We start from the raw sequence: 24,161 nt of genomic DNA, 5'->3' as shown, positions 1-24,161 counted from the left end.
TGAAAAGTAGCATAAAAAAGGGGAAATGAATGATGAAAAAAATACTCCAGCTCATAAAACAAAGATCTATTTCACGGAAGCTTCTCGTTTCCTTTCTGGCGATCCTTATCATACCGGTTGTCGTATTGGCGGCCATTGCGTATCAATCGGCAAGCAGCTCTCTCGACAAACAAATGATGGGGAGCGCATCAGGAAATGTAAAGCAATTAAACGAAATTATTAATACGAGCATTGGTGAAAAAGAAGAGGGCGCCGCTTACTTCAGTGAATGGCTGACAAAAGAAAAATACAATGCAAAAAGCAATGCGGGCATTAAAGAAAAATTCTCACAATATATCAGCATTAATAAAGATGTAGAATCCATTTATACAAGTGACCAAAACGGGCGCTTCACCCGTTATCCTGATCTTCAAATGCCGAGCGATTATAATCCGGTTGAACGTGACTGGTACACAAAAGCGGTTGCGAATAAAGGAGAAATTGTGGTGACAGACCCGTATAAAACCGCGTCTACCAATACAATGGTTGTGACAATCGCCCAGCAGACAAAAGATGGCTCAGGCGTTATCGCCATCAACATGACGATTGAAAACCTGCTGAACATCACGAAAAAAGTAAACATCGGCAAACAAGGCTATGCTTTTATCATGACGAAGGACAAAAAAGTTGTCAGCCATCCTGAGAAAGCCTCAGGAACTGAATTAAAAGGCGCAGTCGATCAGATGCTAAATACGGATGAAGGTGATTTTCAATACGATTTAGATGGCGAAAGTAAAAAAATGGCCTTTGCCACAAACAAGTTAACAGGGTGGAAAATTGCCGGAACGATGTCATTGGATGAAATACACGATGCTGCGCAGCCTGTCCTGCATCTCGCTTTAATTGTGCTGGCAGCTGCCATTATTATTGGAATCATCGTCGTGACATTCATCATTCGTTCCATTACACTGCCGCTGAAACAGCTAGTCGGTTCTTCTAAGCGGATCAGCGAGGGAGATTTGACAGAAACCATTGAGATCCGTTCAAAAGATGAACTGGGCGAACTCGGCAATAGTTTTAATAATATGGCGTCGTCACTTCGTTCTCTCATACACGCGATTCAGGATTCGGTAGACAATGTCGCGGCTTCCTCTGAGGAGCTGACCGCATCAGCTGGACAAACAAGCAAGGCAACTGAGCACATTACATTGGCAATTGAACAATTCTCTAACAATAATGAAAAACAAAACGAAAACATTGAAACTGCTGTAGAGCACATCTATCAAATGAATGACGGATTGACGAATATGGCGCAAGCGTCTGAAGTCATCACAGATTCATCTGTTCAATCTACAGAAATTGCAAGTGAAGGCGGCAAGCTTGTTAATCAAACCGTGGGCCAAATGAACGTTATTGACAAGTCTGTTAAAGAAGCAGAGCATGTCGTACGCGGATTGGAAACGAAGTCGAAAGACATTACAAACATTTTGCGTGTGATTAACGGTATCGCAGACCAAACGAACCTGCTGGCCTTAAACGCGGCGATTGAAGCAGCTCGCGCAGGCGAGTACGGCCGCGGCTTCTCCGTTGTAGCGGAAGAAGTGAGAAAACTGGCCGTTCAGTCAGCAGATTCGGCAAAAGAGATTGAAGGATTAATCATCGAAATTGTGAAAGAAATCAATACATCTCTTGGCATGTTCCAGTCTGTCAACCAAGAGGTACAGACAGGCCTTGACATCACAGATAAAACAGAAATGAGCTTTAAACGAATTTCTGAAATGACGGACCAGATGGCTGACGAATTGCAAAACATGGGCGCGACGGTTCAGCAGCTTTCTGCAAGCTCCGAGGAAGTTTCAGGAGCATCCGAGCACATTGCATCAATTTCAAAAGAAAGCTCAGCTCATATACAAGATATCGCAGCATCAGCCGAAGAGCAGCTTGCTTCTATGGAAGAAATCAGCTCGTCAGCAGAAACCCTTTCGTCTATGGCGGAAGAGCTTCGCGATATGACAAAACGATTCAAAATCGAATAATAAGTAAGTCAAAACACCTAAGTGTTGTACACTTAGGTGTTTTTTTTAGTTTTTTTATTAAAACTTTTATCCTAGTGTGACGATATTAGATTTAGCTTAAAGGAGGAATCAGCGGAAATGGAAAAATTTATAAAGTGGATTAAAAAGCCATCGATCAGCAAACCGCTTATCGCTGCGTTTCTGGCAGTGCTTATTTTGCCGGTCGGTGTTTTAGCATATTTCAGCTATCATTCAGCGTGGAACGCACTGGATAGGGAACTTACGAACAGTGCAATGGGAAATGTTGAAGAACTAAACAGCACCCTGCAAAATAAATTGAATAATAAAGTAAAAGCACTTAATTATTACAGCGAGTCACTCGATAAAGCTGATTTACAAGGAAAAAACAAAACGTTGTTGGATGAGAAGTTTAAGCAGTATACTGAGCTGAATGCCGATGTAGCGTCTATTTACGTTGCATCAAACGATAAGAAACTGTCCCAGTATCCAAAAACGAATAATCCAAAAAACTATGATCCGACAGGGCGCGATTGGTTTAAGGATGCAGCAAATAAAAGCGGAACAGCTGTTTTTTCAGAACCGTACACTGATGTGACAACAAATAAAACAGTTATCACGATTTCTGAACAGCTAAAAGACGGTTCAGGAGTTGTAGCAATTGATTTAAACCTTGATGAAGTGCTTGCGGCTTCACAAAGAATCAAAATCGGCAAAGAAGGCTTCGCATTTATTACAACAGGCAGCAAAAAATACGTTGCCCATCCGACGATTAAGCCTGGAACGACAGGTACCGGCGCTTGGACAAACGAAGTGTACTCCAAAGAAAAAGGCTCATTAGAATATACGTTTGAAGGCAAAGAAAAGAAAATGGCCTACACAACAAATAAATTGACAGGCTGGAAAATTGCGGGCACATATTTTATTAGTGAATTGGAAGACGCGTCAAGACCAGTATGGAATACAGCAATTATCATTCTATGCGTGTCAATTGTGCTTGGCGGTATACTTATTCTCTTTATCATTAGTGCTATTACTAAGCCGTTAAGAAAACTGGTTTCAACGTCCGCAAAAATCAGCGACGGAGATCTCACAGAAGTTGTTGACATCCACTCGAAAAACGAGCTTGGCCAGCTTGGCGAAAGCTTTAACGAAATGTCTGCCTCATTGCGTTCAGTCATTGGCGTTATCCAAACGTCTGTAGAAAATGTGGCGTCATCTTCTGAAGAGCTGACGGCAAGCGCAGCCCAAACGAGTAAAGCGACTGAGCACATTACGCTCGCTATTGAACAATTCTCAAATGGCAACGAGGCGCAAAGCGAGAAACTGGAGACAAGCTCAAACCATCTTTCTCAAATGAACCATGGGATTACAACAGTGGCTCAGGCCTCTTCAACCATTACGAAGTCATCAATCCAGTCCTCTGAGGCAGCGGGCAGCGGGGAAAAACTGGTGGAACACACAGTCGGTCAAATGAAAACAATCGACCAATCTGTTCAAAAAGCAGAGGCTGTTGTGAAGGGACTTGAAACAAAATCTCAAGACATTACAAGCATTTTAAATGTGATTAACGGCATTGCAGATCAAACCAACCTGCTGGCCTTAAACGCTGCGATTGAGGCAGCAAGAGCAGGGGAATACGGTAGAGGCTTCTCAGTAGTTGCAGAAGAGGTCAGAAAACTCGCCGTACAATCAGCAGACTCTGCTAAGGAAATTGAAGGGTTGATTCAAGAGATTGTCAGAGAAATCAGCACATCGCTTTCAATGTTCCAATCTGTGAATCATGAAGTGAAGGAAGGCTTGCAGATTACTGACCAAACTGCGGAAAGCTTTAAGAAAATCTATGAGATGACCACTCAAATTTCCGGTGAATTGCAAAACATGAACGCAACCGTTGAACAGCTGTCAGCGGGATCACAGGAAGTATCAAATGCAGTTGAACACATTTCTGAAGTGTCAAAAGAAAGCTCAGCTGGCATTCAAGATATCGCAGCTTCGGCAGAAGAACAGCTAGCTTCAATGGAAGAAATCAGCTCTTCAGCTGAAACGCTGGCAAACATGGCGGAAGAACTTCAGGACGTTACTAAGAAATTCATCATTGAATAATTGTCATAGAAAAAGAAAGCGGCATATCCTGCTGCTTTCTTTTTTATTTAAAGCGTACCATTCAGGACATCTGGAATACCCCCTGTGAGCAATCGGGCGTGCAGGTAAAAAGTTAATAAAAAATCCGCCGCGGCGCACGCGGGCGGATTTTATTAGGCTTGATCAGCTGGATACACGATCCCCATTTGCTTTCTCGCTTCTTCCATGATTTTCGCGGTGATGAATGAACGTTCAAACGTATTTTCTTCAGATTCCTTCTTGTTCTCTTTTATGAGTGTGACAAATTCTTCTGCTTCGTAGAACATCGCCGGCTTAGGATCGTGAATCGAAATGTTTTCCAAGCGGCCGTCGCGATAGCGAATTTCCATTCGTTCAGGACGATGAATCGTATCGATCACAATTGTTCCGTCTTCACCCTGAATTTCCGCCGGGGCATAGGAAGTAGAGATTTTAGAATGCATGAGAACAGCTTCGAACCCATCGTAAGACAAAATGACGGTTCCTTCGCCATCCACTCCTGAAGATAAAACATATCCGTTCGCTTTCACATCCTGCGGCTCACCAAACAGCACGACAGCAGGATAAATACAATAGACGCCGATATCCATTAATGACCCATTGGACAGCTCAGGCTGAAACGCATTTAAGATGGTTCCATTTCTAAATGCGTCATACCGTGAGGAATACTGGCAGTAGCTCGCGGTAAATCTGCGGACAGCGCCGATTTTATGTATGTGGTTTTTCAGCTCTTTAAAATTTGGCAGGAAAGTGGTCTTCATCGCTTCCATGAGAACAACGCCGTTTTCCTTAGCCGCTGAAATCATCTCTTCTGTTTCTTTTGTATTCGAAGCAAGAGGTTTCTCGCAAAGCACATGCTTGCCATGGTTCATCAAAAGAACGGCTTGTTCCTTGTGAAAGGCATTGGGACTTGCTATGTAGACGGCATCAAAGCACTCGCTTGCCGCCATTTCCTCGAGGTCTGAGAAGGTGTGCTCAGCGTTATGTTTAGCAGCAAAATCGGCAGCGCGTTCAGCCGATCTTGAATAAACAGCTGTCAGCTCAAAATCTTCGATCTCCGCTGCTGACTCTAGGAAGCGGTCTGTAATCCAGTTGGTACCTATTATGGCAAAACGTATCATTCTTATCACTCCTTTTGCATGATATAGATAAAGTATAGCTTAAAAAAGAGAAAAGCACATGAGAAAACCAATCTCCTATTGAAAACAAGAGAGGTTTCCAGCAATTAGCGGTTATTATTTTTCATTATAGGGGCGATAGTGTACAATTTAATTAAACTATGGATAACGGAGGAACGATAGTGGAGACGTTGCAAACATGGAGCGGCAGATTCAAGCGATTCTTCTTGGACAATAAGTTTGTTTTATTTTTGCTTGTACTGCTGCTGATTGGTTTAAATATTCTCGTTTTTACAAAAACATCATTTATTTTCATCCCGATAATAGTTCTTCTCAAAACGATCTCACTGCCGATTATTTTAACAGGCATTGTTTTTTATTTGTTAAATCCAATCGTTGATTTCCTTGAGAGAAGAAGAATTAAAAGAATTTATTCTATTTTGCTGTTATATCTCTTGGTTATCGGGTTGATCACAATTACGATTGTGTCCATCATCCCCTTCTTAAAAGAACAAATTATGAGTTTGATTGACAACATCCCAAGGTATGTGGATGTCGTAGAAAATCAGACAAAACAGCTGATTGGCAGCAATTTCGTCAATCAGGCCCAGCAAACGATGAACATCAATATTTCTGATCTCGCAACAAAGGTTTCAGATCAGGCAGCGACAATTGTGAACAGCACCTTTACCGGCGTTGGGAATTTCATCGGTGCTCTGACGGAGATTATCATTTCAATCGTCACAGTTCCGTTTATTCTTTTCTACTTATTAAAAGATGGAAAGAAATTGCCGGTCTACATACTGAAGTTCGTGCCGACTCAATTGAAAGAACAGACATATACAGTCTTAAGCGAAATGAATCATCGGTTAAGCTCTTATATCAGAGGCCAGATTATTGTCAGCTTCTGTATCGGCTTTTTGCTGTTTATCGGTTATTTGATTATCGGACTGGATTATGCTTCATTGCTTGCCTTCATTGCGGCTTGTACCAGTATTGTTCCGTATTTAGGACCGACGATTGCCATTACGCCAGCGATTATCATCGCTATAGTGACATCACCGTTCATGCTGCTTAAGCTGGTGATCGTTTGGACGATTGTGCAGCTGATTGAAGGAAAGCTGATCTCTCCGCAAATTATGGGAAAAAACCTTCACATCCACCCAATTACGATTATTTTTCTGCTGTTAACAGCAGGAAAGCTGTTTGGTGTTGTTGGCATCATTCTTGCCATTCCGGGCTATGCAGTTGCCAAAGTCATTACGACACATTTATTTGACTGGTTTAAAATGCGATCCCATTTATACGACGAAGAAAAAAATGAAAATGCCTAAGTGACAGGTCATAAAGTGTGATTTTTGGTTATAGTTATATAAGACAGGCTTGCCGATTATGGAAAGCTCCCGAATCGCAAAAAATAAATGTCTAATGGGGAGAATCAAAATCATGACTCTATGGGAATTGTTTGTAGCTGCCATTTTAGGAATCGTAGAAGGATTAACAGAGTACGCGCCGGTTTCTTCAACAGGACATATGATCATAGTAGACGATATCTGGCTGAAATCAAGCAATCTGATGTCAGGAGAAGCTGCTAACACATTCAAAGTGGTTATTCAGCTAGGCTCTATTTTAGCAGTAGTTATCGTGTTTAAAGATCGGATTTTGAATTTGCTCGGATTAAAAAAGAATATTACAAACGATCAGAAACAGGGACATAAATTAAGCATTTCGCAAATTGCTGTCGGGCTCGTGCCTGCAGCAGTTCTCGGCTTTTTGTTTGAGGGTTACATTGATGAATATTTATTTTCCGTTAAAACTGTGGCCTTCGGTTTAATCGCTGGGGCAGTCTTCATGCTTTTTGCTGATTGGGTAAATAAACGGAAAGCAGCGACAGACACTCTCGACCGCATTTCCTATAGGCAGGCGATCGGGGTAGGGGTATTCCAATGTCTTGCCCTTTGGCCTGGCTTCTCACGTTCCGGATCAACCATTTCCGGAGGTGTTATTCTTGGTTTAAATCACCGCGCCGCAGCTGATTTTACGTTTATTATGGCGATGCCGATCATGATAGGAGCAAGTTTTCTGAGCCTTGTGAAGCATTGGGACAGCTTAAGCTCAGATCTCATGCCGTTTTTTATCGTTGGTTTTATTTGTGCCTTTGTTGTCGCGCTGTTTGTCGTCCGTTTCTTTTTAAAACTGATAAACAAAATCAAACTCGTGCCATTTGCAATCTATCGAATCATTCTCGGTGTGATTATCCTTTTGATCATGATGTAAGTCGAAAAATAAGGCCCTTTCCGGAGCCTTATTTTTTCTGTCAGATCAAGAGAAAACAGCTTGTTTTTCAAAAAAAAATCCTCTATAATAAATTTTGATATTACATACGGGGCCATAGCTCAGCTGGGAGAGCGCTACACTGGCAGTGTAGAGGTCAGGGGTTCGAGCCCCCTTGGCTCCATCCCTTTTAACCCTTATTCTATAAGGGTTTTTTTGTTTGTCTGGAACAGAAAGGATTACCCTAAAAAAATAATTGGGACAGAAAATTTTTATTTTGTGGTAACTTAGTTACTTTTCACCTTTAAATTAGGGTTGAATTGATCAAAATATTGAGCTGTCTCATTTTCAAGTTTTTCGGTAATGTGGCCGTAAATATCAGATATGATTCGTCTGTTTGCATGAACGGCGCTTGGCTGAAAACATCAAGCGAGAAAACAACTTCGTCCAAGGCAGTGAAAAAACCAAGCTCAAGTAAAAAGAAATTGTCCTTTAATCTGCCTTCTGGTATTTTCAAAATGAAAAGCCCATTAATGCACAGCGAAGCCGTCAAGCAGATCCAAACAGCCCTGTCGGCAATGCATTTCTATCCGGATAAGAAAGCCAAAAACTTCGGTATCGCTAGCTATTACGGCCAAAAACAGCTGATGTAGTAAGACGGTTCCAGCTGATGAATGGTTAAATTCTGACGACATTTATGGACCAGCTACAAAAGCAAAACTTGAAGTAATAAAAAGGTCCCTTGAATTCCAAGGGACCTAAAAAGTTTCAATCATCGCTCTTATCAAGTAAGTCAATCAAATTGTCAGCTACACCTGCGTGGTCTTGATAAAATGCTTTAATGTTGTCGGCGCCTTTGCCGGAAAACTCACTGTCATCTAAATCAGCTACAGCTTTAAATGCCTTTTTTAGACTGACCATTTGACTTCTTAATTCTTCGTATTCCTTGGCGCGTTTATCTGCTTCGGAAAGCAGTGTTTTGGCTTCAAAAACTTTCATGATCATATCCTTTCTTGTTAAGCCTTGCGGTACAATAATCAATAAAATTTCACCATATAAAGTTATCGAGAAAACACAAAAAGCATTTTATTTGGAAAATGAACCCTGAAAGAAACTAACCGAAGAAAAAAGTTTGCGGTTTTTCGCTCCAATAGTTCCATGTTTCTGAAGTAACTTATATTAAAAATAATTCAATACATTTTATGCTCAAAATCTGCCATTTTAATTTTCTTTCCTTAAATAAATCACATACGAACAAAAGTTCTTTTATCTACGAGGGGATTTTTGGAAGAGAATAAGCGGCATTTAAAATAGTTATTTAATTTAACGCCTGACAGAGATGTAAATGAAGTATGTTATAATGCTTTTAGGGACAGGTGACCAACCCAATCAGAAACTATAAAACGTCCGTTAGTATCAGAAATCCATCTTCGAACTGGCACGATAGAGGTCAACAAGGGTTCGAGCTATCCTTTGTTCCATACCTTTATTCTATAAGGCGTTGTTTTTGAGAGAAATGCCGTTTGCTGAACCTTTTTTATTAGTTGGAAGAGAACAGCCTGCCTGTTTTGAATCGCTTGAGGGAGCATGGACCCGTAAGTTCCACATCCTTGTATTTAAAAACGCGATTTTCAGGAAAATGCGGTGCAGATATTTATGTTGTGCTTGAAATTTGCGTCATTGACAAACAGAGTTGTTTCGGAATAATTTTTGAATATATGCTCATTTGTTCACATAACACTCATAACATCATATCATTTCTCAAGACAGGGAGAATATTAGAATGAAAGCTAATGGCGTGCAAAAACTATTAGCTTCTTTTGGTTTTTAAAAATAATGTGTTTCGTATGTATAGGAAGGAATGACAACATGAAGACAAAACATTATTGGATGATTTCTTTGCTCGCCGTTTTAGCGGTCGGACCGGGATTGATGTCTAACACGGCATTGTCGTTAGTGCAAGGCCTCGTTCAAAAGACGGTTGGAACAAGTGGCTTCACATCGGTAAATCCAATATTGATCGGCAATATGGCCTTTGCTTTATTAGTGCCGGCAGGACCATTGCTGAGAAAAAAATTTGGTGCGCGTCCAATCTATTTGGCCTCATTACCCGCTTTTATATTTGGTTCATTGCTCTTCGCATGTTCGAGTGATATTGCATGGATGGCGATAGGGCGTTTTTTACAGGGGGCGGCTACAGGCGTTATGCTGATGATTATGATTCCAATGCTTGTTTTGTCTTTTCCGATTGAACGCAGAAACTATGCTCTGCTGGTGCTGATCGGCGGATTTTATGGCTCTGTGATCATCGGCACGATCCTTGGAACAATTGCCACAGGCTGCGGCCACTGGAGATGGCTGTTTTACACCTTTGGCGTATTGTCACTGATCGGTGTCTTAGTGAGCTATTTCTTTCTTCATGATGAGCATCATGGTTCACAAGAGCAAAAACAGCCGCTTGATAACGCAGGAATTATTTTATCTGTGTGCCTTGCTCTGGCTTCAGCGGTTACATTTGTTTTTCTGCAAAAGTTGGGGCTTTCATCAGGGTATGTATGGACTGGGTTTGGCATTACTTTATGCTTGCTGGTTGTTCTATTAATTGTGGAGTATAAAAAGAAAAACCCCTTCATTTCTATTAAACTGATGCTGCTGCCAAAACCGATGCTCGGCTTATTTATCATTGCTGCAGGAACTATAACTGTAGCTGTCAGCCTTTCTGCTTTTCAAGGATTGCTGCGTCAAATGTATAATATCTCTCAGGAGCATCTCGTTCTTTTAAATTTGACTCTTCTAATTGGAGTGGCAATTGCCGCCATTGTGAGCACATTGTTTTATGATAAAGTCGGACCCGGAGTGCTCGGTATTATAGGTGCTCTTATGCTCGTATTTGTGAATTTTCAATGGCTGCATATGCAGGATCATTCATCACTCTATATGTTTGCAGTGCTGTTTATCATGCTTGCGGCTGGAACAGGGCTGACAGTGGCCGCAGGGCTTATGGGAGCTGCTATGGGCGGCCCGCTGCCTGATTTAGTCAAGAGAATGACAGCTGTTCAGTTTTTAAGGTTGTTTGTCTATATGGGAGTTCCAATTCTTATCGGCTTTTTTACGAAAAAAGATGCTGCCAGACAAAACGGTTCGGTGCAGGATTCTATGATGATTGCTTATCATGATCTCTTTCTCATTTCTTTTATCCTAAGCGTGCTGATCGTTTGCTTATCATTCTGTATGAATGCCACAGGCATGGGGCACAAGCTGGCACATAAACCGCATGACAAAGCGAAAACAGCTCCAGAAAAACCAGCCGTTTCATCAGAAGGACTGCCAAAGACTGCAGCCAATTCACATCATGTGATACGGGATAGAGAATATCGTCACGCACTCAGAAACTTATTAAAATAGGTACAGGATCAAAACCTTTTCCTTGAGGGAAAGGTTTTTTATTTGCAATCTTTTCCTAACTTTATCCTTAAAGAATTGAAAAATATGAGAAGTGCAAGTAAAATTCTAAAAGGTAGATTCTTTTACTTTTGTAATCTTTTAATCCGAAGGAAGGTTTTCATGGCCCGTAAAAAACTGAGAAAACGCAGAATCTTCATTGCACTATTTTTTATTGTATCGATCCCGCTCGCTTTTTTTGTTTTAGCGACAACATTATCAAAACCGATTGAGACATCGAAAGAGCCTGAAGAAATTGATGAACGGCAATTATTTATAGATAGCCTGTCCGGACATGCGCAAATTTTGTATGAGAAATATCATGTTCTCCCCAGTATTACAATTGCTCAGGCTATTCTTGAATCTGACTGGGGAAACAGCGAGCTTGCTGCCCAGGCCAACAACCTTTTTGGCGTAAAAGGAAAATATAAAGGCCATCATGTCACGATGGAAACGGACGAATTTGAAAAAGGGGAACGAAAGACCATTCGTGCGAAGTTTCGAAAATACAGCACGTTTTTTGAATCAATGGATGACCACGCCCAATTGTTTGTCCGCGGCACTTCATGGAATAAAAAGAAGTATAAACCAGTGCTTGATGCTGGAGATTATAAGGAAGCGGCTACGGCCTTGCAAAAGGCAGGGTACGCTACAGACCCTGAGTACGCCGACAAAATCAGCGCTATTGTGGAAACATACGATTTAAATGAGTACGATAAGGTAAATCCATCTCTCAAACCAGTGGATATAAACGCCTCCATTAAAGACGGTGCTGTTCAAGACATCTGGTCCAAGCCTTCTACTGATGATCGGTCCATAAAGATCACCTCTGCCCAATCTTACGTCGGAAAAGACATAAAAGTTGTATCCAAAAGGCAGAAAGGCCAGTCTGTCTGGTACCAATTTCAAATTAAAGATAAACTCATCGGCTGGATTGATGATTCAGCTGTTGAAATCAAGGAAGCAACCTGAACCGAGGGCTTTTGGCAGGTATTTTTCATTTTTTGTTCCGTTTAGGGGATTATGCGGAATAATACTTCACATATTCATCACTTATTGACTGTTCTGTATGTTTGTTTAGTATCGGACTCTACCATGCTGACAATCTCAAACTTAAAAAAAGGCAATTACATCGCTGTTATGATCTTGCAGCGGTCGGTCCGATAAAAAAACGTGACCTGTGACCATGCAGAGGGATAATGCCATCAATCGCGGAACATGAAAAAATATCGAATCATAAAAACTCCGGCGCTTAAATCGCCGGAGTTTTTAACATCAACCTGTAAATACTTCACCGTCAGGGTAACGAATATTGGATGTCTCTGTTTTCGCGAATGAGAACACAAACGTCAAAGGACCAATTCTTCCAATGAACATAATGACTATAATGATACATTTTCCCGCTGTTGTGAGTTCTGGAGTCAATCCCATCGTAAGACCGACAGTTCCGAATGCGGAAAAGACTTCAAACACAATTTGAATAAACGGCGCTTGTTCTGTGATCGTCAGGGCGAATATTCCTAAAAACACGATGAACAAACTGATGACGCTCACGGCTAAAGCTTTAATGATAATCGGATATTTGATGGAGCGGCGATAAATAACCGTTTCTTTTTTTCCGCGCAAATAAGCGATGACAGACATCAAAATCACGATGAACGTAGTCAGCTTAATGCCGCTTGCCGTTGAAGCGCTGCCTGCTCCAATAAACATTAATAATAAAATAAATACAATCGTTCCTTCTCTCATACTTCCTATATCAATAGAATTGAAGCCGGCGGTTCTCGGTGTCACAGCCTGAAAATAGGAGGCCCATAGTTTATCTCCTATCTGCAGATGGGCAAGCGTGCCGGGATTGCTGTACTCTAAAACAAAGATCACAAGCATGGCAGCTGCATTCAGAATCAAGGTTCCGGTAAGCATGATTTTCGTGTGTAGAGAAAACGCCTTCCATCGCCGCTTTTTCATCATGTCAAACAGAACGGTAAATCCAATCCCTCCAGTGATAAATAAGAAAGTAATCACTAGGTTCACTGTAGGATCGCCAACATAGCTCATCAAATTATCCGGCCACACCGAAAACCCGGCATTGTTAAAAGCAGATATGGCGTGAAACAAGCTGGCAAATAAGCCGGATGCCCAGCCGAACTGGGGCACAAGCCTAATGGATAAGATGAGTGCTGCTATCAACTCAACACTGATTGAAAACAGAAACAAAACTTTGACAAGGCCGATGACGCCGCCAATTGTCGGCTGATTTAAAGCTTCCTGAACCAGCACTCGTTCTTTTAACCCGATTTTTTTTCTTAATATCATGACGATTAAAACAGCAAAAGTCATAAATCCAAGCCCGCCGATCTGGATCAGCCCCATGATGACTATTTGCCCGAAAAGAGTAAACTCTGTCCCGGTATCAACAACTGCAAGTCCTGTAACAGTTGTAGCAGACGCCGCAGTAAAAAGGGCGTCTATCCATGACAAAGGCTTTATAACAGAAATCGGAAGCTTTAACAGCGCAGCTCCGATAATAATCGTAAGAAAAAAACCACTTGCAAGCACTTGAGGCGGAGTAAAGCGAACCCATTTAATTACTCTATCCTTTTTAAGCGTCACCTTTGTCTACATCCCTTCGTTTTCAAAACGTCTAATATCCTTTTTGTTTCCCATGATCACCAGACAATCCTTTTCGAAAATGATATGTTCAGGGGCGGGAGACAGACGGACATCTCCAAGATGTTTAATAGCCAGAATTGTACAGCCGTACTTCGCCTTTACGTTCAGATCAAAAAGCGATTTTGAATTAAGCTTTTTTGTTGCCAGCAGCTCGACAATACTATAATCATCTGATAAATCAATGTAATTCAAAACATTCTCATCTGAAAGACTTTGTGCGATTTTAACGCCCATATCCTTTTCAGGATGAATAATGCGGTCGGCGCCGATTTTTTCAAGCACCTTATGATGATAATAGTTTTGAGCCTTCACCCAAATATTCGGAATGTCAAACTCCTTTAATAATAACGTAGTCAGAGTACTCGCTTGAATATTCGCTCCGATGGCAACAATCACATACTCAAAATTGCGTATTCCTAACGAAAGCAATTCTTTTTCTTCAGTGGCATTTGCAATCACCGTATGTGTTGCATGAGAAACGAACGCATTTACCTTTTCTTCGTTAATATCAATTGCAAGGACATCATGCCCCATTCTGTGCAGCTCTTTGCAAATGCTGCCGCCAAAACGGCCCAGTCCGATCACAGCAAATTGTTTATTTTTCATTTTTCCCACTGTTCATATCTCCCTTAGTAAATAACGTTTTGATGCAAAAAAAGACCATTGCAAAGAATGGCCGATAAATAGGCCTCCTCTCTGTATACGCCTACGAGGTTAGCTGTCGGATTAGGGATTCAGAGTACCCCTTCTTACTTCGTAAGATTCACCCCAGGGCTGCTTAAAAACAGCCATTCGTTGGTTCCCCCGTTCGTGTTTGATTAAGCGGTAAAAGAGACTGTATGAAATTGAACACTCAAGAATTTACTCTTGTTTCTAGTGTTTGTCAATTTAAATTTTAAATAAGAAAAAAGATAATTGGGGATGGTGGAAAAAGGAGAGAGTAAGACGCAAAAAAAGACCGGAGTGAACCGGTCTTTTTTTAGATTAGTTGCATGGCTGAGTCGGAGGAGTGCTGCGCTTAGCCACGTCGATGCTGGCTTCAGCGTAAAATTTATTTCCGATGCTCAAACTTTTATTCTCCGCACGGAAAGTGTATGTACCAGCGGCAGGAAGTGTTTTGTTATTCAGTCTTAATTTGAACTCGCCAGCCCCTAACAAATCAAGTGCCAGAGGGACTCTTACAGTTTTACCATTATTGAGGATCTGTGTTGTACGCAAAGCATGTCCGTTCATTGTGTCTTTCGTAGTTGCAGTGAATCCGCTTGGCAGCGTAAATTCTACAACCCCAAGGCTCAAGAGCGTGTTCGGACGGTACGTCAATTCAATATCAGAGAAAGACCATTCCGTTTTGCTGGACCCTGTGATTGTTGCAAACAATGAAGCTGTTGACTGTGCTCTCATAGTAGACTCAGTATGAGCGGAAGTTGATTTAGATTCAGCAGCGAAAGAAGCGGTAGGTGCAGAAACAAGTAAGCCAAAACTTAGTGCACTGATTGCCAATGAAGATAATAGTTTGCGTTTCATAATAAAAATCCCCCTCAAAGTTTTAAATGAAAACAGGCCTGCCGTTTTTCACCTCCTTTGCCGGCCAAATACAATTCTCCCTACATGAAAAAATTATCATCAATTTTTTAGGAGGTAAATGGGATTTTATTACCGTATTTTTCAAATTTACTGTAATTTTATACAAAAGAACAAAAAAACGCCTGGTTTCCCGGGCGTTTTTTCGTTTACTTTGTTTCAATCGGTATAAATGTAAAAATTTCCCCGCTCTGTACCGCTTCAGCGAGCCGTTTCAGCCAGTCATAGTAAGATTTAGAGCTTTCAAGCTGCTCATATAGCTGAAGTGCTTCATTTTTGATCTCTTCATTGAGACCTTCTTTGCTCAAAACCTCTTGTAAATCAGCCTGAGCTTCTTCTATGGCTGCTATATTTACTTGAACTTCCCGTTCCCATTTAGGCGGAAAGAAATTTATGAAAAATTTGAAGAAATCTTTTTCAGCCACAAATGTATGTTTGCGGATGCCCCTGTGAAATGTTTTTTTCACTACGTTTAAGTCCTGCAGCTTTTTGACGCCTGTGCTCATGCTTGGTTTGCTCATTTGCAATTCCTCGCGCATTTCGTCAAGGGTCATCTCATCCCTCATATACATCGTCCCATATAAAATCCCCACACTGCGGGTGATTCCATAAAGATCCATTGTTTCAGCAATGGAGTCGATAACAAGATCCCGAGCCTGTTCTATAGCTGTAACTTCTGGATTTTCATCCATACTGACCCTCTTTTCCATTAGAAAATTAAATTTGTTAAGTTATTTCTTTATGTTCTTTATCTTAACGAAACATAAAGAAAAGTCAAAAAGAAAAATTAAATAGGGCTTTGACAGTTTAAAAATCGTATGATAGATTAAGGTTGTTAAAAACGTTAAATTTTTATTTAACAAACTTTATTTACGTCAAGGAGGCTTATATGAGTCAAACATTATATATTGACGGAGAATGGATCAGTTCTGAAAAAGAGCAGATCCGCAGTATAATCAATCCATTTAATCAAGAAGAAATTGCAACTGTAAGCGAAGGAGGACGAGAGGACGCCATAAAGGCAATCGCAGCCGCGCGAAGAACATTCGACAACGGCGAATGGCCATCTTTATCAGGGATTGAACGCGGTAAAATTGTTCTGAAAATTGCGGAATTAATCAGACGCGATCTTGATGAGCTGGCTGAACTTGAATCGCTTGATACGGGAAAAACCCTCGAAGAAAGCAAGGGGGACATGGACGATATCGCCAATGTTTTTCAATATTACGCCGGCTTGGCAGATAAAGATGGTGGAGAAATCATTTCTTCTCCAATCCCTGATTCAGAAAGCAAAATTATCAGAGAGCCGATCGGGGTTTGCGGCCAGATTACTCCATGGAATTATCCGCTCCTGCAAGCGAGTTGGAAAATCGCACCTGCACTGGCTGCAGGCAATACAATCGTTATGAAACCAAGTGAAATCACACCGCTGACGACAATCAAAGTTTTTAAGCTGATGGAAGAAGCCGGTGTTCCAAAAGGTGTCGCTAATCTTGTCCTCGGCCCGGGAGCTACAGTAGGCGACGAGCTTGCCGTAAACAAAGACGTCGATTTGATTTCATTTACAGGCGGAATCGAAACAGGCAAAAAAATCATGCGGGCTGCAAGCGGAAACGTCAAAAAAATCGCACTTGAACTTGGCGGAAAAAATCCAAATATTGTGTTCAAGGACGCAGATTTAAAGGTTGCAGTCGATCAGGCATTAAACGCAGTATTTTTCCATGCCGGTCAAGTATGCTCAGCCGGTTCCCGTTTATTTGTTGAAGATGCCATTCATGACCAGTTTTTAGCGGAGCTTGTCAAACGGGCAAAACGCATAAAACTCGGTAATGGTTTTCACACAGATACAGAAAGCGGCCCGCTTATTTCTGCAGAGCACAGGGAGAAAGTAGAAAAATATGTAGAGATCGGAATAAAAGAAGGCGCGAAGCTTGAGACAGGGGGCAAACGGCCGGACGACCCTGCGCTTCAAAACGGCTTTTTCTATGAACCTACGATATTCTCAAACTGTAAGTCTGATATGAGAATCATTCAGGAAGAGATTTTCGGTCCTGTATTGACTGTCGAAGCCTTCAGCTCTGAAGAAGAGGTGATCGCGCTTGCGAATGATACCATCTATGGTTTGGCCGGAGCGGTATGGTCAAAAGATATTGAAAAGTGTGAGCGCGTAGCAGCCCGCTTGAGAATGGGAACAGTCTGGATTAACGATTTCCATCCTTACTTTGCACAGGCGCCATGGGGAGGCTATAAGCAATCCGGATTCGGACGTGAGCTTGGAAAAATTGGTCTTGAAGAATATACAGAAGTCAAACATGTGTACCGCAATACAAAACCTGCGGCAGTTAATTGGTTCAATTCATAAGAGGGGGAGTTAATGATGACATTAAATATGAAAGTAGAAAGCATGAACAAGTTTCATACATTTGAAATTCCGACTGTGATTAAGCATGGAATCGGGGCTGTCAAACATACAGGTGAAGAAGTAGCAGCGCTGGGCGTTTCTAAAGCGCTTCTTGTCACAGACCCTGGGATTTATAAAGCCGGTGTCGCTGATCCTGTGATTGAATCACTTAAAGAAGCAGGCATTGAAGTGGTGCTCTTTCATAAAGTAGAACCCAACCCGCCTGTCCGTCTGGTGAATGAAGGATCTGACCTGTACAAAAAAGAAAATTGTAATGGTTTAGTGGCAGTCGGAGGCGGAAGCTCCATGGATACAGCAAAAGCAATCGGAGTGGAAGCCACTCATGAAGGAAGCGTGCTTGATTATGAAGCGGCAGACGGAAAAAAACCGCTGGAAAACCGCATTCCTCCGCTGACGACAATTCCGACAACGGCCGGAACAGGATCGGAGGTAACCCAATGGGCGGTTATTACAGATGAAGAAAGAGAATTCAAATTCAATACTGGTGGGCCGCTGATCGCAGCTCATCTGACCATTATTGATCCTGAGCTTCATACTTCAATGCCGCCGCATGTAACAGCCATGACAGGAATTGATGCGCTTGCTCATGCCATTGAGTGCTACACAATGAAATTTGCTCAGCCAATCACGGATGCAGTTGCCTTGATGGCGATTGAATATGCCGCTCATTATATTAGAAGAGCATTTGCTGACGGAGAGGATCTGGAAGCAAGATACGGAATGGCGCAGGCTGCGATGCTTGCAGGTCTTTCTTACGGCAGTGAATCAGCAGGCGCAGCTCACGCAATGAGCCAAACGCTTGGCGGTATTATCCCGGTTGCTCATGGTCAATGCGTGGCTGCGATGATGGGTCCTGTTATGGAGTACAACTGGAAAGGCTACCCTGAGAAATTTGCGCGTATTGCAAAAGCATTCGGCATTGATACAAGCAATATGACAACAGAAGAAGCTGCAAAAGCATCTGTTAATTGGATGTATGATCTTGTCGCAGACTTAGAAGTACCGACTTTAGAAGCGCAGGGAGTATCACCTAATATGATCGAGCGTTTGTCAAAAGAAGCGATGAAAGATCCGCAAACCTTCGGAAACCCTAGAGATTTAAATGAAAAAGCATACAATTGGATCTACAAGCGATGCTTTGATCTTATCCCTAAAACAGTATAACAACGTGTCCCGCTCCTTTACAGAGCGGGATTTTTCTGGATAATGAAACATAGATGAAAATATGAGGAAAGAAGGAAGGTGCTGCTGATGTGGAAGCGTATGACCGCAAAAGCGGAAGGGGTATATATTGCAGATACAGAAAGCTTCATAACAAAGAAAATGGACAAGCTCGATTTTGATTATGGCGGCATCCCGGGCGACTTGCATTTTGGTCTGACCAAAAAAGCGGGAGCAAGAGAACCGATGTTTTCAAGAGGAACTGAAATTTTCAACCGGAGGCAAATTTCTATCGTATCAATAGAGGAATGTGATGAAATTGCATTAAAATTAGGCGTGCCGAACATTTTGCCGGAATGGCTTGGAGCGAATGTGGCCGTCAGCGGTTTACCTGATCTTACTTCATTAAAAGAAGGAAGCCGGCTCATTTTTCCGAGCGGTGCGGCTTTGCTGTGTGAGGGAGAAAATGACCCATGTATCCAGCCGGGTGAAGTCATTCAATCTTATTATCCGGAAAAGCAGAGGCTGGCGCCGGCTTTCGTCCGCCACGCACTGGGCATAAGAGGGATCGTCTGCATTGTTGAAAGACCTGGTGCTGTTTACGCAGGTGATGAAATAGAGGTTCATTCTTATCACAAGAAAGTCAAAAGAAAAGCAGAAAGGGTCTGATTAACATCAGGCCCTTTCTATCTTTTCTTTAATTTCTTTAATCTGGCTGAGGTGCCGTTTTTCATGATGGCCGATAAAATCAATCCATTGTCTGACGGTAAGTTCTTGAAACACGGGATGCGGAAGCACTCTCTCAAAATCTTCTTCTTTCAAAGAGGCAATTGCAGCTGTTAACTGCTCTCTCACTACATCGAGCTCGCGTTTCATTTGACTGCCTGAAATAAAATCATGCTCAGGCTCAAGATGATTTGGAGCTTTCCGTTTGTTATTTCTATCCTGTGCTGCTTCAAGCGGTTTTTCTTCAACTTCTTTAACAGGAGCTTCTTTTACACGCTCCTTCAGCATTTTTTGGGCAGTCATATCGATTTTTTTTAAATGGTCAAGAACTTCCCGTATGCTCCATTCTTCGGCAGAAGGCTTTTGATTCAGCTTTTCGTCAGAAATTCCTTTCACTTCGTTCCACGTTTCTAATCTGGCTTCATTAAAGATACTCATCATATCTCCTCCTAACATGACATTATCATATATAAAACCAATTATCATTTATCAAGCACTTCACAATGGGTTATTTGTCTTAAAATTTTGAAACTTTTCCAGGCGTATCTCGTATTAAATGATAACGGCAGCCGTTCATCAATGCATTGATGGAGAAAGGATGAGGAAATTGGAGTTATTTGGTGTTCCTATACAAACGATTTATCTTTATACGCTTATTATCGCAGGCAGTCTTACGCTTTTATTTCTGTTTTTCGGAGATATGTTTGCAGGAATGTCAGAAGGCATACCGTTGCTTAATCCGACATTAGTGCTCGCATTTTTTACATGTTTTTCGGCAGGCGGATATATAGGCGAACTGGCTCTGCCGCTGTCGAGTATGTTGATCGCGCTTCTATCTTGCATCCTTTCGATCATGCTGGTGATCTTGCTTCACATCTTTGTTCTGGTGCCATTATCATCCGCTGAAGAATCATTGGTTTATAAAGAAGATGATCTAAGAGGAAGAGTCGGTAAAGTGATTACAGCTGTACCGGTTGACGGGTTTGGTGAAGTGGTTATAGAAGGGATAGGCGGAACCATTTCAAAATCAGCGGTCAGTTTTGATAATCAGCAAATCATGTACGGAACAAAGGTGTTAGTCGTAGATATTAACAACGGAGTTCTTTCGGTTACACCGCATGAACCCATTTAAAACACAAGGAGGAATGTAATATGACAATGCCGATTATCATTGTTATCGGAGTTGTATTCTTTTTATTAATTGCACTTATTGCCGTATTCATCACAAAATATCGTACAGCAGGACCTGACGAAGCGTTAATCGTAACAGGGAGCTATCTTGGCAATAAAAATGTTCATGTCGATGAAGGCGGCAACCGTCTTAAAATCGTTCGCGGCGGAGGAACTTTTGTCCTTCCCGTCTTCCAGCAGGCAGAGCCGCTGAGCTTATTATCAAGCAAACTTGATGTATCGACGCCTGAAGTCTATACAGAACAAGGTGTACCTGTAATGGCTGATGGGACTGCAATTATTAAAATCGGCGGTTCTATAGGAGAAATCGCTACAGCAGCCGAACAATTTTTAGGGAAATCAAAAGACGACCGTGAACAGGAAGCGAGGGAGGTTTTAGAAGGCCACCTTCGCTCCATTCTCGGGTCCATGACAGTTGAAGAAATCTATAAAAACAGAGAAAAATTCTCTCAAGAGGTACAGCGTGTCGCTTCACAGGATCTCGCCAAAATGGGGCTGGTGATTGTCTCTTTCACCATTAAAGATGTGCGTGATAATAACGGTTATCTTGAATCATTAGGTAAACCGAGAATTGCCCAAGTAAAACGGGATGCTGACATCGCAACGGCAGATGCGGATAAAGAAACTCGAATTAAGCGGGCGGAATCCGATAAAGATGCAAAAAAATCAGAACTTGAAAGGGCAACAGAAATCGCTGAAGCTGAAAAAATCAATCAGCTCAAAATGGCTGAATACCGCAAAGAACAAGATACGGCTAAAGCGAATGCCGACCAGGCATATGATTTAGAGACTGCAAGAGCGCGTCAGCAAGTCACAGAGCAGGAAATGCAGGTTAAAATTATCGAACGCCAAAAACAAATAGAACTAGAGGAAAAAGAAATTCAACGCCGGGAACGTCAATATGACTCTGAGGTGAAGAAAAAAGCCGATGCAGACCGTTATTCAGTTGAGCAGTCCGCAGCAGCTGAGAAAGCCAAACAGCTCGCGGAAGCCGATGCCAAGAAGTACAGTATAGAAGCAATGGCGAAGGCTGAGGCAGAAAAAGTCAGAATAGACGGGTTAGCTAAAGCAGAGGCTGAAAAAGCAAAAGGGGAAACAGAAGCAGAGGTTATCCGCCTGAAAGGTCTGGCAGAAGCGGAAGCAAAAGAGAAAATTGCGGCTGCTTTTGAACAGTATGGGCAGGCAGCGATTTTCGATATGATCGTGAAAATGCTTCCGGAATACGCGAAACAAGCAGCGTCACCTCTTTCAAATATTGATAAAATTACCGTCGTTGATACAGGAGGAAGCGGTGAATCCAGCGGTGCTAACAAAGTAACCAGCTATGCGACGAACTTAATGTCAAGCCTGCAAGAAAGCTTAAAAGCATCGTCAGGAATTGACGTAAAAGAAATGATTGAGAACTTCTCAGGTAAAGGAAATGTAAAACAAAGTATTAACGAATTAACAAATGAAATAAAAGAAGCAAAAACAGACTCAAAAAACCAGAATGCTGACTAAGAAAAGGATATCAGTATGTTAACTGTACGAGAAGCAAAGGAAGAGGATATAAAGGACATTGCAAAAGTGCATGTAGACAGCTGGAGGACAACATATCGCGGAATTGTCCCGGCTGATTACTTAAACAGTCTTAACTACAAGGAATGTGAAGACAAATGGAAAAGCCGCTCTTTAAAAGGTGTATTTGTGGTTCAGGACGAAATAGATCCACTATTCGGCTTTGCTTCCTTTGGGACTCTTCGCTCTGAACAACGAGGCTATGACGGCGAGTTATACGCGATTTACCTTTTAGAAAAGCATCAGCGGAAAGGTGCAGGCAAAGCGCTTTTAGCAAAAGGAGCGGAGTTTTTGCTTCATCAAGGCTTTTCGAGCATGTTTGTTTGGGTTATCAAGGAAAATCCCTCGATCCGATTTTATCAGGCTTATTCACCTGAAAGGGTATCGGAGGATATCTTTGAAATTGCAGGAGAAAGACTGGAAGTAGCAGGCTTCGGCTGGCCGGATCTTTCGGCTTTGAAGACAGTTCTTAACAGATGAAAAAACACCCCCAGCGTATGACGCTGGGGGTGTCGACGTTAAGCTTTATCAGTTGTAAGCAAACGCGGAGCTGTCATAAACAATAAACAAAGGACAATTGCACAGATGAGGAATGAAGGAACCATATAAGTGGCATTGTAAGTCAAAGAATAAATCCATACCGGTGTTCCTTTTGGAGCGTAGCTGCCGAAAAATACAGCTCCTGAAATAACATGCGCGATATAGCGGAGGCAGCTGCCGATAAAAACTGCACTGATCACTGAAGCCGTTAATTTTCCTTTTGCTTTGGATATAGCGGCTTTACGAATAGAATAAGCGAAACATCCGCTTATTCCGATAGCTGCGAACGCGATAATATAATCTAACAGCAGCTGTATGGGGTGTTGCGGGAATAAGTTTCCAATGGCTATTTGAACCAGTCCTGTGAGCAGGCCGGTAGTGAGGCCTGCTTTGACACCCCATCGAAAGGAAATTAGAAAAATCGGAATCATCATAATGGAGACCGACCCCCCTTGAGGCATGCGGAGGAACATTCCTGAGACGATGTCTAAAATAACAGCAGCCGCAGTCATAATTGCAATTTCAATAAGGCGAACCAGTTGCTTAGATTGATTCATAAAAATCCCCTTCCGTCGATAGACAATCCAAAAGGACAACAAAAAAGCAGCACGCGGAAGGATGAGAAAAGTTCCACGCACTGCTTTACGATCTGCAATTCATTTGACTTTGCCACATCCCTACGCCAGCGTTAACTAACAGGTTCAAAGGGTCAGAACGAAACCGCTCACTCTCAGCTTTAATGCTCCCCTTGTGGTTATCAGTATTTAGTTCGTTTCTACTATACAAGAAAAAGAAAAAAACAACAAGATCCCATGATTAATGTATGTGTTCTTTTAATAGTTAACTCCCATAGAATCTATGACAAGGATTCTAGTTTATATGTTTTATAGAATTTTTTTAGAAAAACTATTGCAATAAAGAATTACGGGTGTTATATTATTAAACGTCGCTGATGAACAGCAGACAAAACAAAAAACTTCAAAACAATTTAAAAAAGTTGTTGACAAAAAAGAAGTTGGATGTTATATTGGTAAAGCTGTTTCGTTGAGAGGCAGCGAAATGATCTTTGAAAACTAAACAAGACAAAACGTACCTGTTAATTCAGTTTTAAACAAATCGCACAGTGATGTGCGTAGTCAGGGGCCTGCACGATGCAGGTCATGCAGATGTTCTCACAGGATGTGATGAACTTAATCTGCGCTCCATTACTTCATGGAGAGTTTGATCCTGGCTCAGGACGAACGCTGGCGGCGTGCCTAATACATGCAAGTCGAGCGGACAGATGGGAGCTTGCTCCCTGATGTTAGCGGCGGACGGGTGAGTAACACGTGGGTAACCTGC

At 41.9% G+C, this 24,161-nt stretch carries 19 protein-coding genes, 1 tRNA gene, 1 rRNA gene, 4 pseudogenes and 2 riboswitches; of the genes and pseudogenes, 17 read left to right on the top strand and 8 right to left on the bottom strand.

Annotated features, from left to right (window positions below; genetic code table 11):
• Nucleotides 1–29: 29 nt before the first annotated feature.
• From AAGG74_RS09790 to AAGG74_RS09780, 3 genes and pseudogenes are all read left to right on the top strand, one after another.
• Nucleotides 30–1,070: pseudogene (locus tag AAGG74_RS09790) on the top strand (cache domain-containing protein); the annotation flags it as partial.
• A complete protein-coding gene (locus AAGG74_RS09785) occupies nucleotides 1,065–2,015 on the top strand; it encodes a methyl-accepting chemotaxis protein (protein WP_419724073.1) in 951 nt (316 codons plus the stop codon). The pseudogene AAGG74_RS09790 and the gene AAGG74_RS09785, both read left to right, overlap by 6 nt.
• Nucleotides 2,016–2,132: 117 nt before the next feature.
• Nucleotides 2,133–4,118: a methyl-accepting chemotaxis protein gene (locus tag AAGG74_RS09780; RefSeq protein ID WP_429675279.1), complete on the top strand. Its 1,986-nt coding sequence runs from the start codon at nucleotides 2,133–2,135 to the stop codon at nucleotides 4,116–4,118.
• A gap of 152 nt (nucleotides 4,119–4,270) precedes the next feature.
• Here the strand turns inward: AAGG74_RS09780 and AAGG74_RS09775 are convergent, their stop codons facing one another.
• A complete protein-coding gene (locus tag AAGG74_RS09775) occupies nucleotides 4,271–5,257 on the bottom strand; it encodes a Gfo/Idh/MocA family protein (RefSeq protein ID WP_162103346.1) in 987 nt (328 codons plus the stop codon).
• A gap of 179 nt (nucleotides 5,258–5,436) precedes the next feature.
• Between AAGG74_RS09775 and AAGG74_RS09770 the strand changes: the two genes are divergently transcribed.
• The 4 genes and pseudogenes from AAGG74_RS09770 to AAGG74_RS09755 form a co-directional block, all read left to right on the top strand.
• Entirely contained in the window at nucleotides 5,437–6,588 is a 1,152-nt protein-coding gene (locus AAGG74_RS09770) for an AI-2E family transporter (protein ID WP_162103345.1), read from the top strand.
• Nucleotides 6,589–6,700: 112 nt separating this feature from the next.
• Nucleotides 6,701–7,531: an undecaprenyl-diphosphate phosphatase gene (locus AAGG74_RS09765; RefSeq protein ID WP_429675276.1), complete on the top strand. Its 831-nt coding sequence runs from the start codon at nucleotides 6,701–6,703 to the stop codon at nucleotides 7,529–7,531.
• Between the two features lie 108 nt (nucleotides 7,532–7,639).
• Nucleotides 7,640–7,712 (top strand) — tRNA-Ala (locus AAGG74_RS09760).
• Between the two features lie 235 nt (nucleotides 7,713–7,947).
• Nucleotides 7,948–8,290 (top strand): annotated as a pseudogene (locus AAGG74_RS09755) (peptidoglycan-binding domain-containing protein); the annotation flags it as partial.
• 21 nt (nucleotides 8,291–8,311) lie between these two features.
• Here the strand turns inward: AAGG74_RS09755 and AAGG74_RS09750 are convergent.
• Nucleotides 8,312–8,527 (bottom strand): annotated as a pseudogene (locus AAGG74_RS09750) (T7SS effector LXG polymorphic toxin); the annotation flags it as partial.
• Nucleotides 8,528–9,397: 870 nt separating this feature from the next.
• Between AAGG74_RS09750 and AAGG74_RS09745 the strand changes: the two are divergent.
• The 3 genes and pseudogenes from AAGG74_RS09745 to AAGG74_RS09735 all read left to right on the top strand — a co-directional run.
• Nucleotides 9,398–10,933 carry an MFS transporter gene (locus AAGG74_RS09745; RefSeq protein WP_429675274.1) on the top strand — a complete coding sequence of 512 codons (1,536 nt, stop codon included), beginning with the start codon at nucleotides 9,398–9,400 and terminating at the stop codon, nucleotides 10,931–10,933.
• A gap of 159 nt (nucleotides 10,934–11,092) precedes the next feature.
• Entirely contained in the window at nucleotides 11,093–11,941 is an 849-nt protein-coding gene (locus tag AAGG74_RS09740; RefSeq protein WP_429675273.1) for a glucosaminidase domain-containing protein, read from the top strand.
• Nucleotides 11,942–12,036: 95 nt separating this feature from the next.
• A pseudogene (locus AAGG74_RS09735) lies at nucleotides 12,037–12,118 on the top strand (hypothetical protein); the annotation flags it as partial.
• A gap of 126 nt (nucleotides 12,119–12,244) precedes the next feature.
• Here the strand turns inward: AAGG74_RS09735 and ktrB are convergent.
• The 4 genes from ktrB to gbsR all read right to left on the bottom strand — a co-directional run bounded on the left by ktrB (nucleotide 12,245) and on the right by gbsR (nucleotide 15,915).
• The gene (gene ktrB, locus AAGG74_RS09730) at nucleotides 12,245–13,582 is read right to left on the bottom strand and encodes a Ktr system potassium transporter KtrB (protein WP_429675271.1); all 1,338 of its coding nucleotides are present in this window, start codon (nucleotides 13,580–13,582) and stop codon (nucleotides 12,245–12,247) included.
• A 6-nt stretch (nucleotides 13,583–13,588) separates the two neighbouring features.
• Complete coding sequence (gene ktrA / locus AAGG74_RS09725) at nucleotides 13,589–14,257, bottom strand: potassium uptake protein KtrA (protein ID WP_429675270.1); 669 nt, start codon at nucleotides 14,255–14,257, stop codon at nucleotides 13,589–13,591.
• A 72-nt stretch (nucleotides 14,258–14,329) separates the two neighbouring features.
• Nucleotides 14,330–14,477: riboswitch (cyclic di-AMP (ydaO/yuaA leader) on the bottom strand.
• Between the two features lie 149 nt (nucleotides 14,478–14,626).
• The gene (gene bslA, locus AAGG74_RS09720) at nucleotides 14,627–15,166 is read right to left on the bottom strand and encodes a biofilm surface layer hydrophobin BslA (RefSeq protein WP_429675268.1); all 540 of its coding nucleotides are present in this window, start codon (nucleotides 15,164–15,166) and stop codon (nucleotides 14,627–14,629) included.
• Between the two features lie 206 nt (nucleotides 15,167–15,372).
• Nucleotides 15,373–15,915: a transcriptional regulator GbsR gene (gene gbsR / locus AAGG74_RS09715; RefSeq protein ID WP_162103338.1), complete on the bottom strand. Its 543-nt coding sequence runs from the start codon at nucleotides 15,913–15,915 to the stop codon at nucleotides 15,373–15,375.
• Nucleotides 15,916–16,112: 197 nt separating this feature from the next.
• Here gbsR and betB point away from each other — a divergent pair, with 197 nt between their 5' ends.
• The 3 genes from betB to AAGG74_RS09700 all read left to right on the top strand — a co-directional run bounded on the left by betB (nucleotide 16,113) and on the right by AAGG74_RS09700 (nucleotide 19,475).
• Nucleotides 16,113–17,585, top strand: coding sequence for a betaine-aldehyde dehydrogenase (gene betB / locus AAGG74_RS09710; protein WP_429675266.1), 1,473 nt, complete (start codon nucleotides 16,113–16,115; stop codon nucleotides 17,583–17,585).
• A gap of 15 nt (nucleotides 17,586–17,600) precedes the next feature.
• The gene (gene gbsB, locus AAGG74_RS09705; RefSeq protein ID WP_429675899.1) at nucleotides 17,601–18,809 is read left to right on the top strand and encodes a choline dehydrogenase; all 1,209 of its coding nucleotides are present in this window, start codon (nucleotides 17,601–17,603) and stop codon (nucleotides 18,807–18,809) included.
• 87 nt (nucleotides 18,810–18,896) lie between these two features.
• Nucleotides 18,897–19,475, top strand: a complete 579-nt coding sequence (locus tag AAGG74_RS09700) for an MOSC domain-containing protein (protein WP_429675265.1) — start codon at nucleotides 18,897–18,899, stop codon at nucleotides 19,473–19,475.
• Between the two features lie 6 nt (nucleotides 19,476–19,481).
• Here AAGG74_RS09700 and AAGG74_RS09695 read toward each other — a convergent pair whose 3' ends face one another.
• Nucleotides 19,482–19,970: a DinB family protein gene (locus AAGG74_RS09695; RefSeq protein WP_429675263.1), complete on the bottom strand. Its 489-nt coding sequence runs from the start codon at nucleotides 19,968–19,970 to the stop codon at nucleotides 19,482–19,484.
• Between the two features lie 169 nt (nucleotides 19,971–20,139).
• On the opposite strand from AAGG74_RS09695, the gene AAGG74_RS09690 reads away from it, so the two are divergent.
• Genes AAGG74_RS09690 through AAGG74_RS09680 form a run of 3 tightly spaced genes read left to right on the top strand, consistent with a single transcriptional unit; the run spans nucleotide 20,140 to nucleotide 22,760 of the window.
• The gene (locus AAGG74_RS09690; protein ID WP_429675262.1) at nucleotides 20,140–20,664 is read left to right on the top strand and encodes an NfeD family protein; all 525 of its coding nucleotides are present in this window, start codon (nucleotides 20,140–20,142) and stop codon (nucleotides 20,662–20,664) included.
• 20 nt (nucleotides 20,665–20,684) lie between these two features.
• A complete protein-coding gene (gene floT / locus AAGG74_RS09685) occupies nucleotides 20,685–22,223 on the top strand; it encodes a flotillin lipid rafts scaffold protein FloT (RefSeq protein ID WP_429675260.1) in 1,539 nt (512 codons plus the stop codon).
• Nucleotides 22,224–22,238: 15 nt separating this feature from the next.
• A complete protein-coding gene (locus AAGG74_RS09680) occupies nucleotides 22,239–22,760 on the top strand; it encodes a GNAT family N-acetyltransferase (RefSeq protein WP_162103331.1) in 522 nt (173 codons plus the stop codon).
• Nucleotides 22,761–22,798: 38 nt separating this feature from the next.
• Here the strand turns inward: AAGG74_RS09680 and thiT are convergent, their stop codons facing one another.
• Nucleotides 22,799–23,377: an energy-coupled thiamine transporter ThiT gene (gene thiT, locus AAGG74_RS09675; RefSeq protein ID WP_429675259.1), complete on the bottom strand. Its 579-nt coding sequence runs from the start codon at nucleotides 23,375–23,377 to the stop codon at nucleotides 22,799–22,801.
• A 100-nt stretch (nucleotides 23,378–23,477) separates the two neighbouring features.
• Nucleotides 23,478–23,579, bottom strand: a riboswitch (TPP riboswitch).
• Between the two features lie 450 nt (nucleotides 23,580–24,029).
• On the opposite strand from thiT, the gene AAGG74_RS09670 reads away from it, so the two are divergent.
• Nucleotides 24,030–24,161 (top strand): 16S ribosomal RNA (locus tag AAGG74_RS09670); the annotation flags it as partial.

The sequence above is a fragment of the Bacillus mexicanus genome, assembly GCF_050445615.1.
In the GTDB taxonomy this organism is placed as follows: Bacteria; Bacillota; Bacilli; order Bacillales; family Bacillaceae; genus Bacillus; species Bacillus mexicanus.
The sequence above is the reverse complement of the archived record's forward strand: the minus strand, read 5'-3'. Positions and strand labels throughout refer to the sequence as shown.

Excerpts from the sequence above, each read along its gene's own strand:
- AAGG74_RS09700 (WP_429675265.1), top strand. The coding sequence starts at position 18,897 with ATGTGGAAGCGTATGACCGCAAAAGCGGAAGGGGTATATATTGCAGAT.
- AAGG74_RS09695 (WP_429675263.1), bottom strand. The coding sequence starts at position 19,970 with ATGAGTATCTTTAATGAAGCCAGATTAGAAACGTGGAACGAAGTGAAA.
- AAGG74_RS09780 (WP_429675279.1), top strand. The coding sequence starts at position 2,133 with ATGGAAAAATTTATAAAGTGGATTAAAAAGCCATCGATCAGCAAACCG.
- floT (WP_429675260.1), top strand. The coding sequence starts at position 20,685 with ATGACAATGCCGATTATCATTGTTATCGGAGTTGTATTCTTTTTATTA.
- betB (WP_429675266.1), top strand. The coding sequence starts at position 16,113 with ATGAGTCAAACATTATATATTGACGGAGAATGGATCAGTTCTGAAAAA.
- gbsR (WP_162103338.1), bottom strand. The coding sequence starts at position 15,915 with ATGGATGAAAATCCAGAAGTTACAGCTATAGAACAGGCTCGGGATCTT.
- AAGG74_RS09745 (WP_429675274.1), top strand. The coding sequence starts at position 9,398 with ATGAAGACAAAACATTATTGGATGATTTCTTTGCTCGCCGTTTTAGCG.
- AAGG74_RS09785 (WP_419724073.1), top strand. The coding sequence starts at position 1,065 with ATGGCGTCGTCACTTCGTTCTCTCATACACGCGATTCAGGATTCGGTA.
- bslA (WP_429675268.1), bottom strand. The coding sequence starts at position 15,166 with ATGAAACGCAAACTATTATCTTCATTGGCAATCAGTGCACTAAGTTTT.
- AAGG74_RS09680 (WP_162103331.1), top strand. The coding sequence starts at position 22,239 with ATGTTAACTGTACGAGAAGCAAAGGAAGAGGATATAAAGGACATTGCA.
- AAGG74_RS09775 (WP_162103346.1), bottom strand. The coding sequence starts at position 5,257 with ATGATACGTTTTGCCATAATAGGTACCAACTGGATTACAGACCGCTTC.
- AAGG74_RS09765 (WP_429675276.1), top strand. The coding sequence starts at position 6,701 with ATGACTCTATGGGAATTGTTTGTAGCTGCCATTTTAGGAATCGTAGAA.
- AAGG74_RS09740 (WP_429675273.1), top strand. The coding sequence starts at position 11,093 with ATGGCCCGTAAAAAACTGAGAAAACGCAGAATCTTCATTGCACTATTT.
- gbsB (WP_429675899.1), top strand. The coding sequence starts at position 17,601 with ATGACATTAAATATGAAAGTAGAAAGCATGAACAAGTTTCATACATTT.
- thiT (WP_429675259.1), bottom strand. The coding sequence starts at position 23,377 with ATGAATCAATCTAAGCAACTGGTTCGCCTTATTGAAATTGCAATTATG.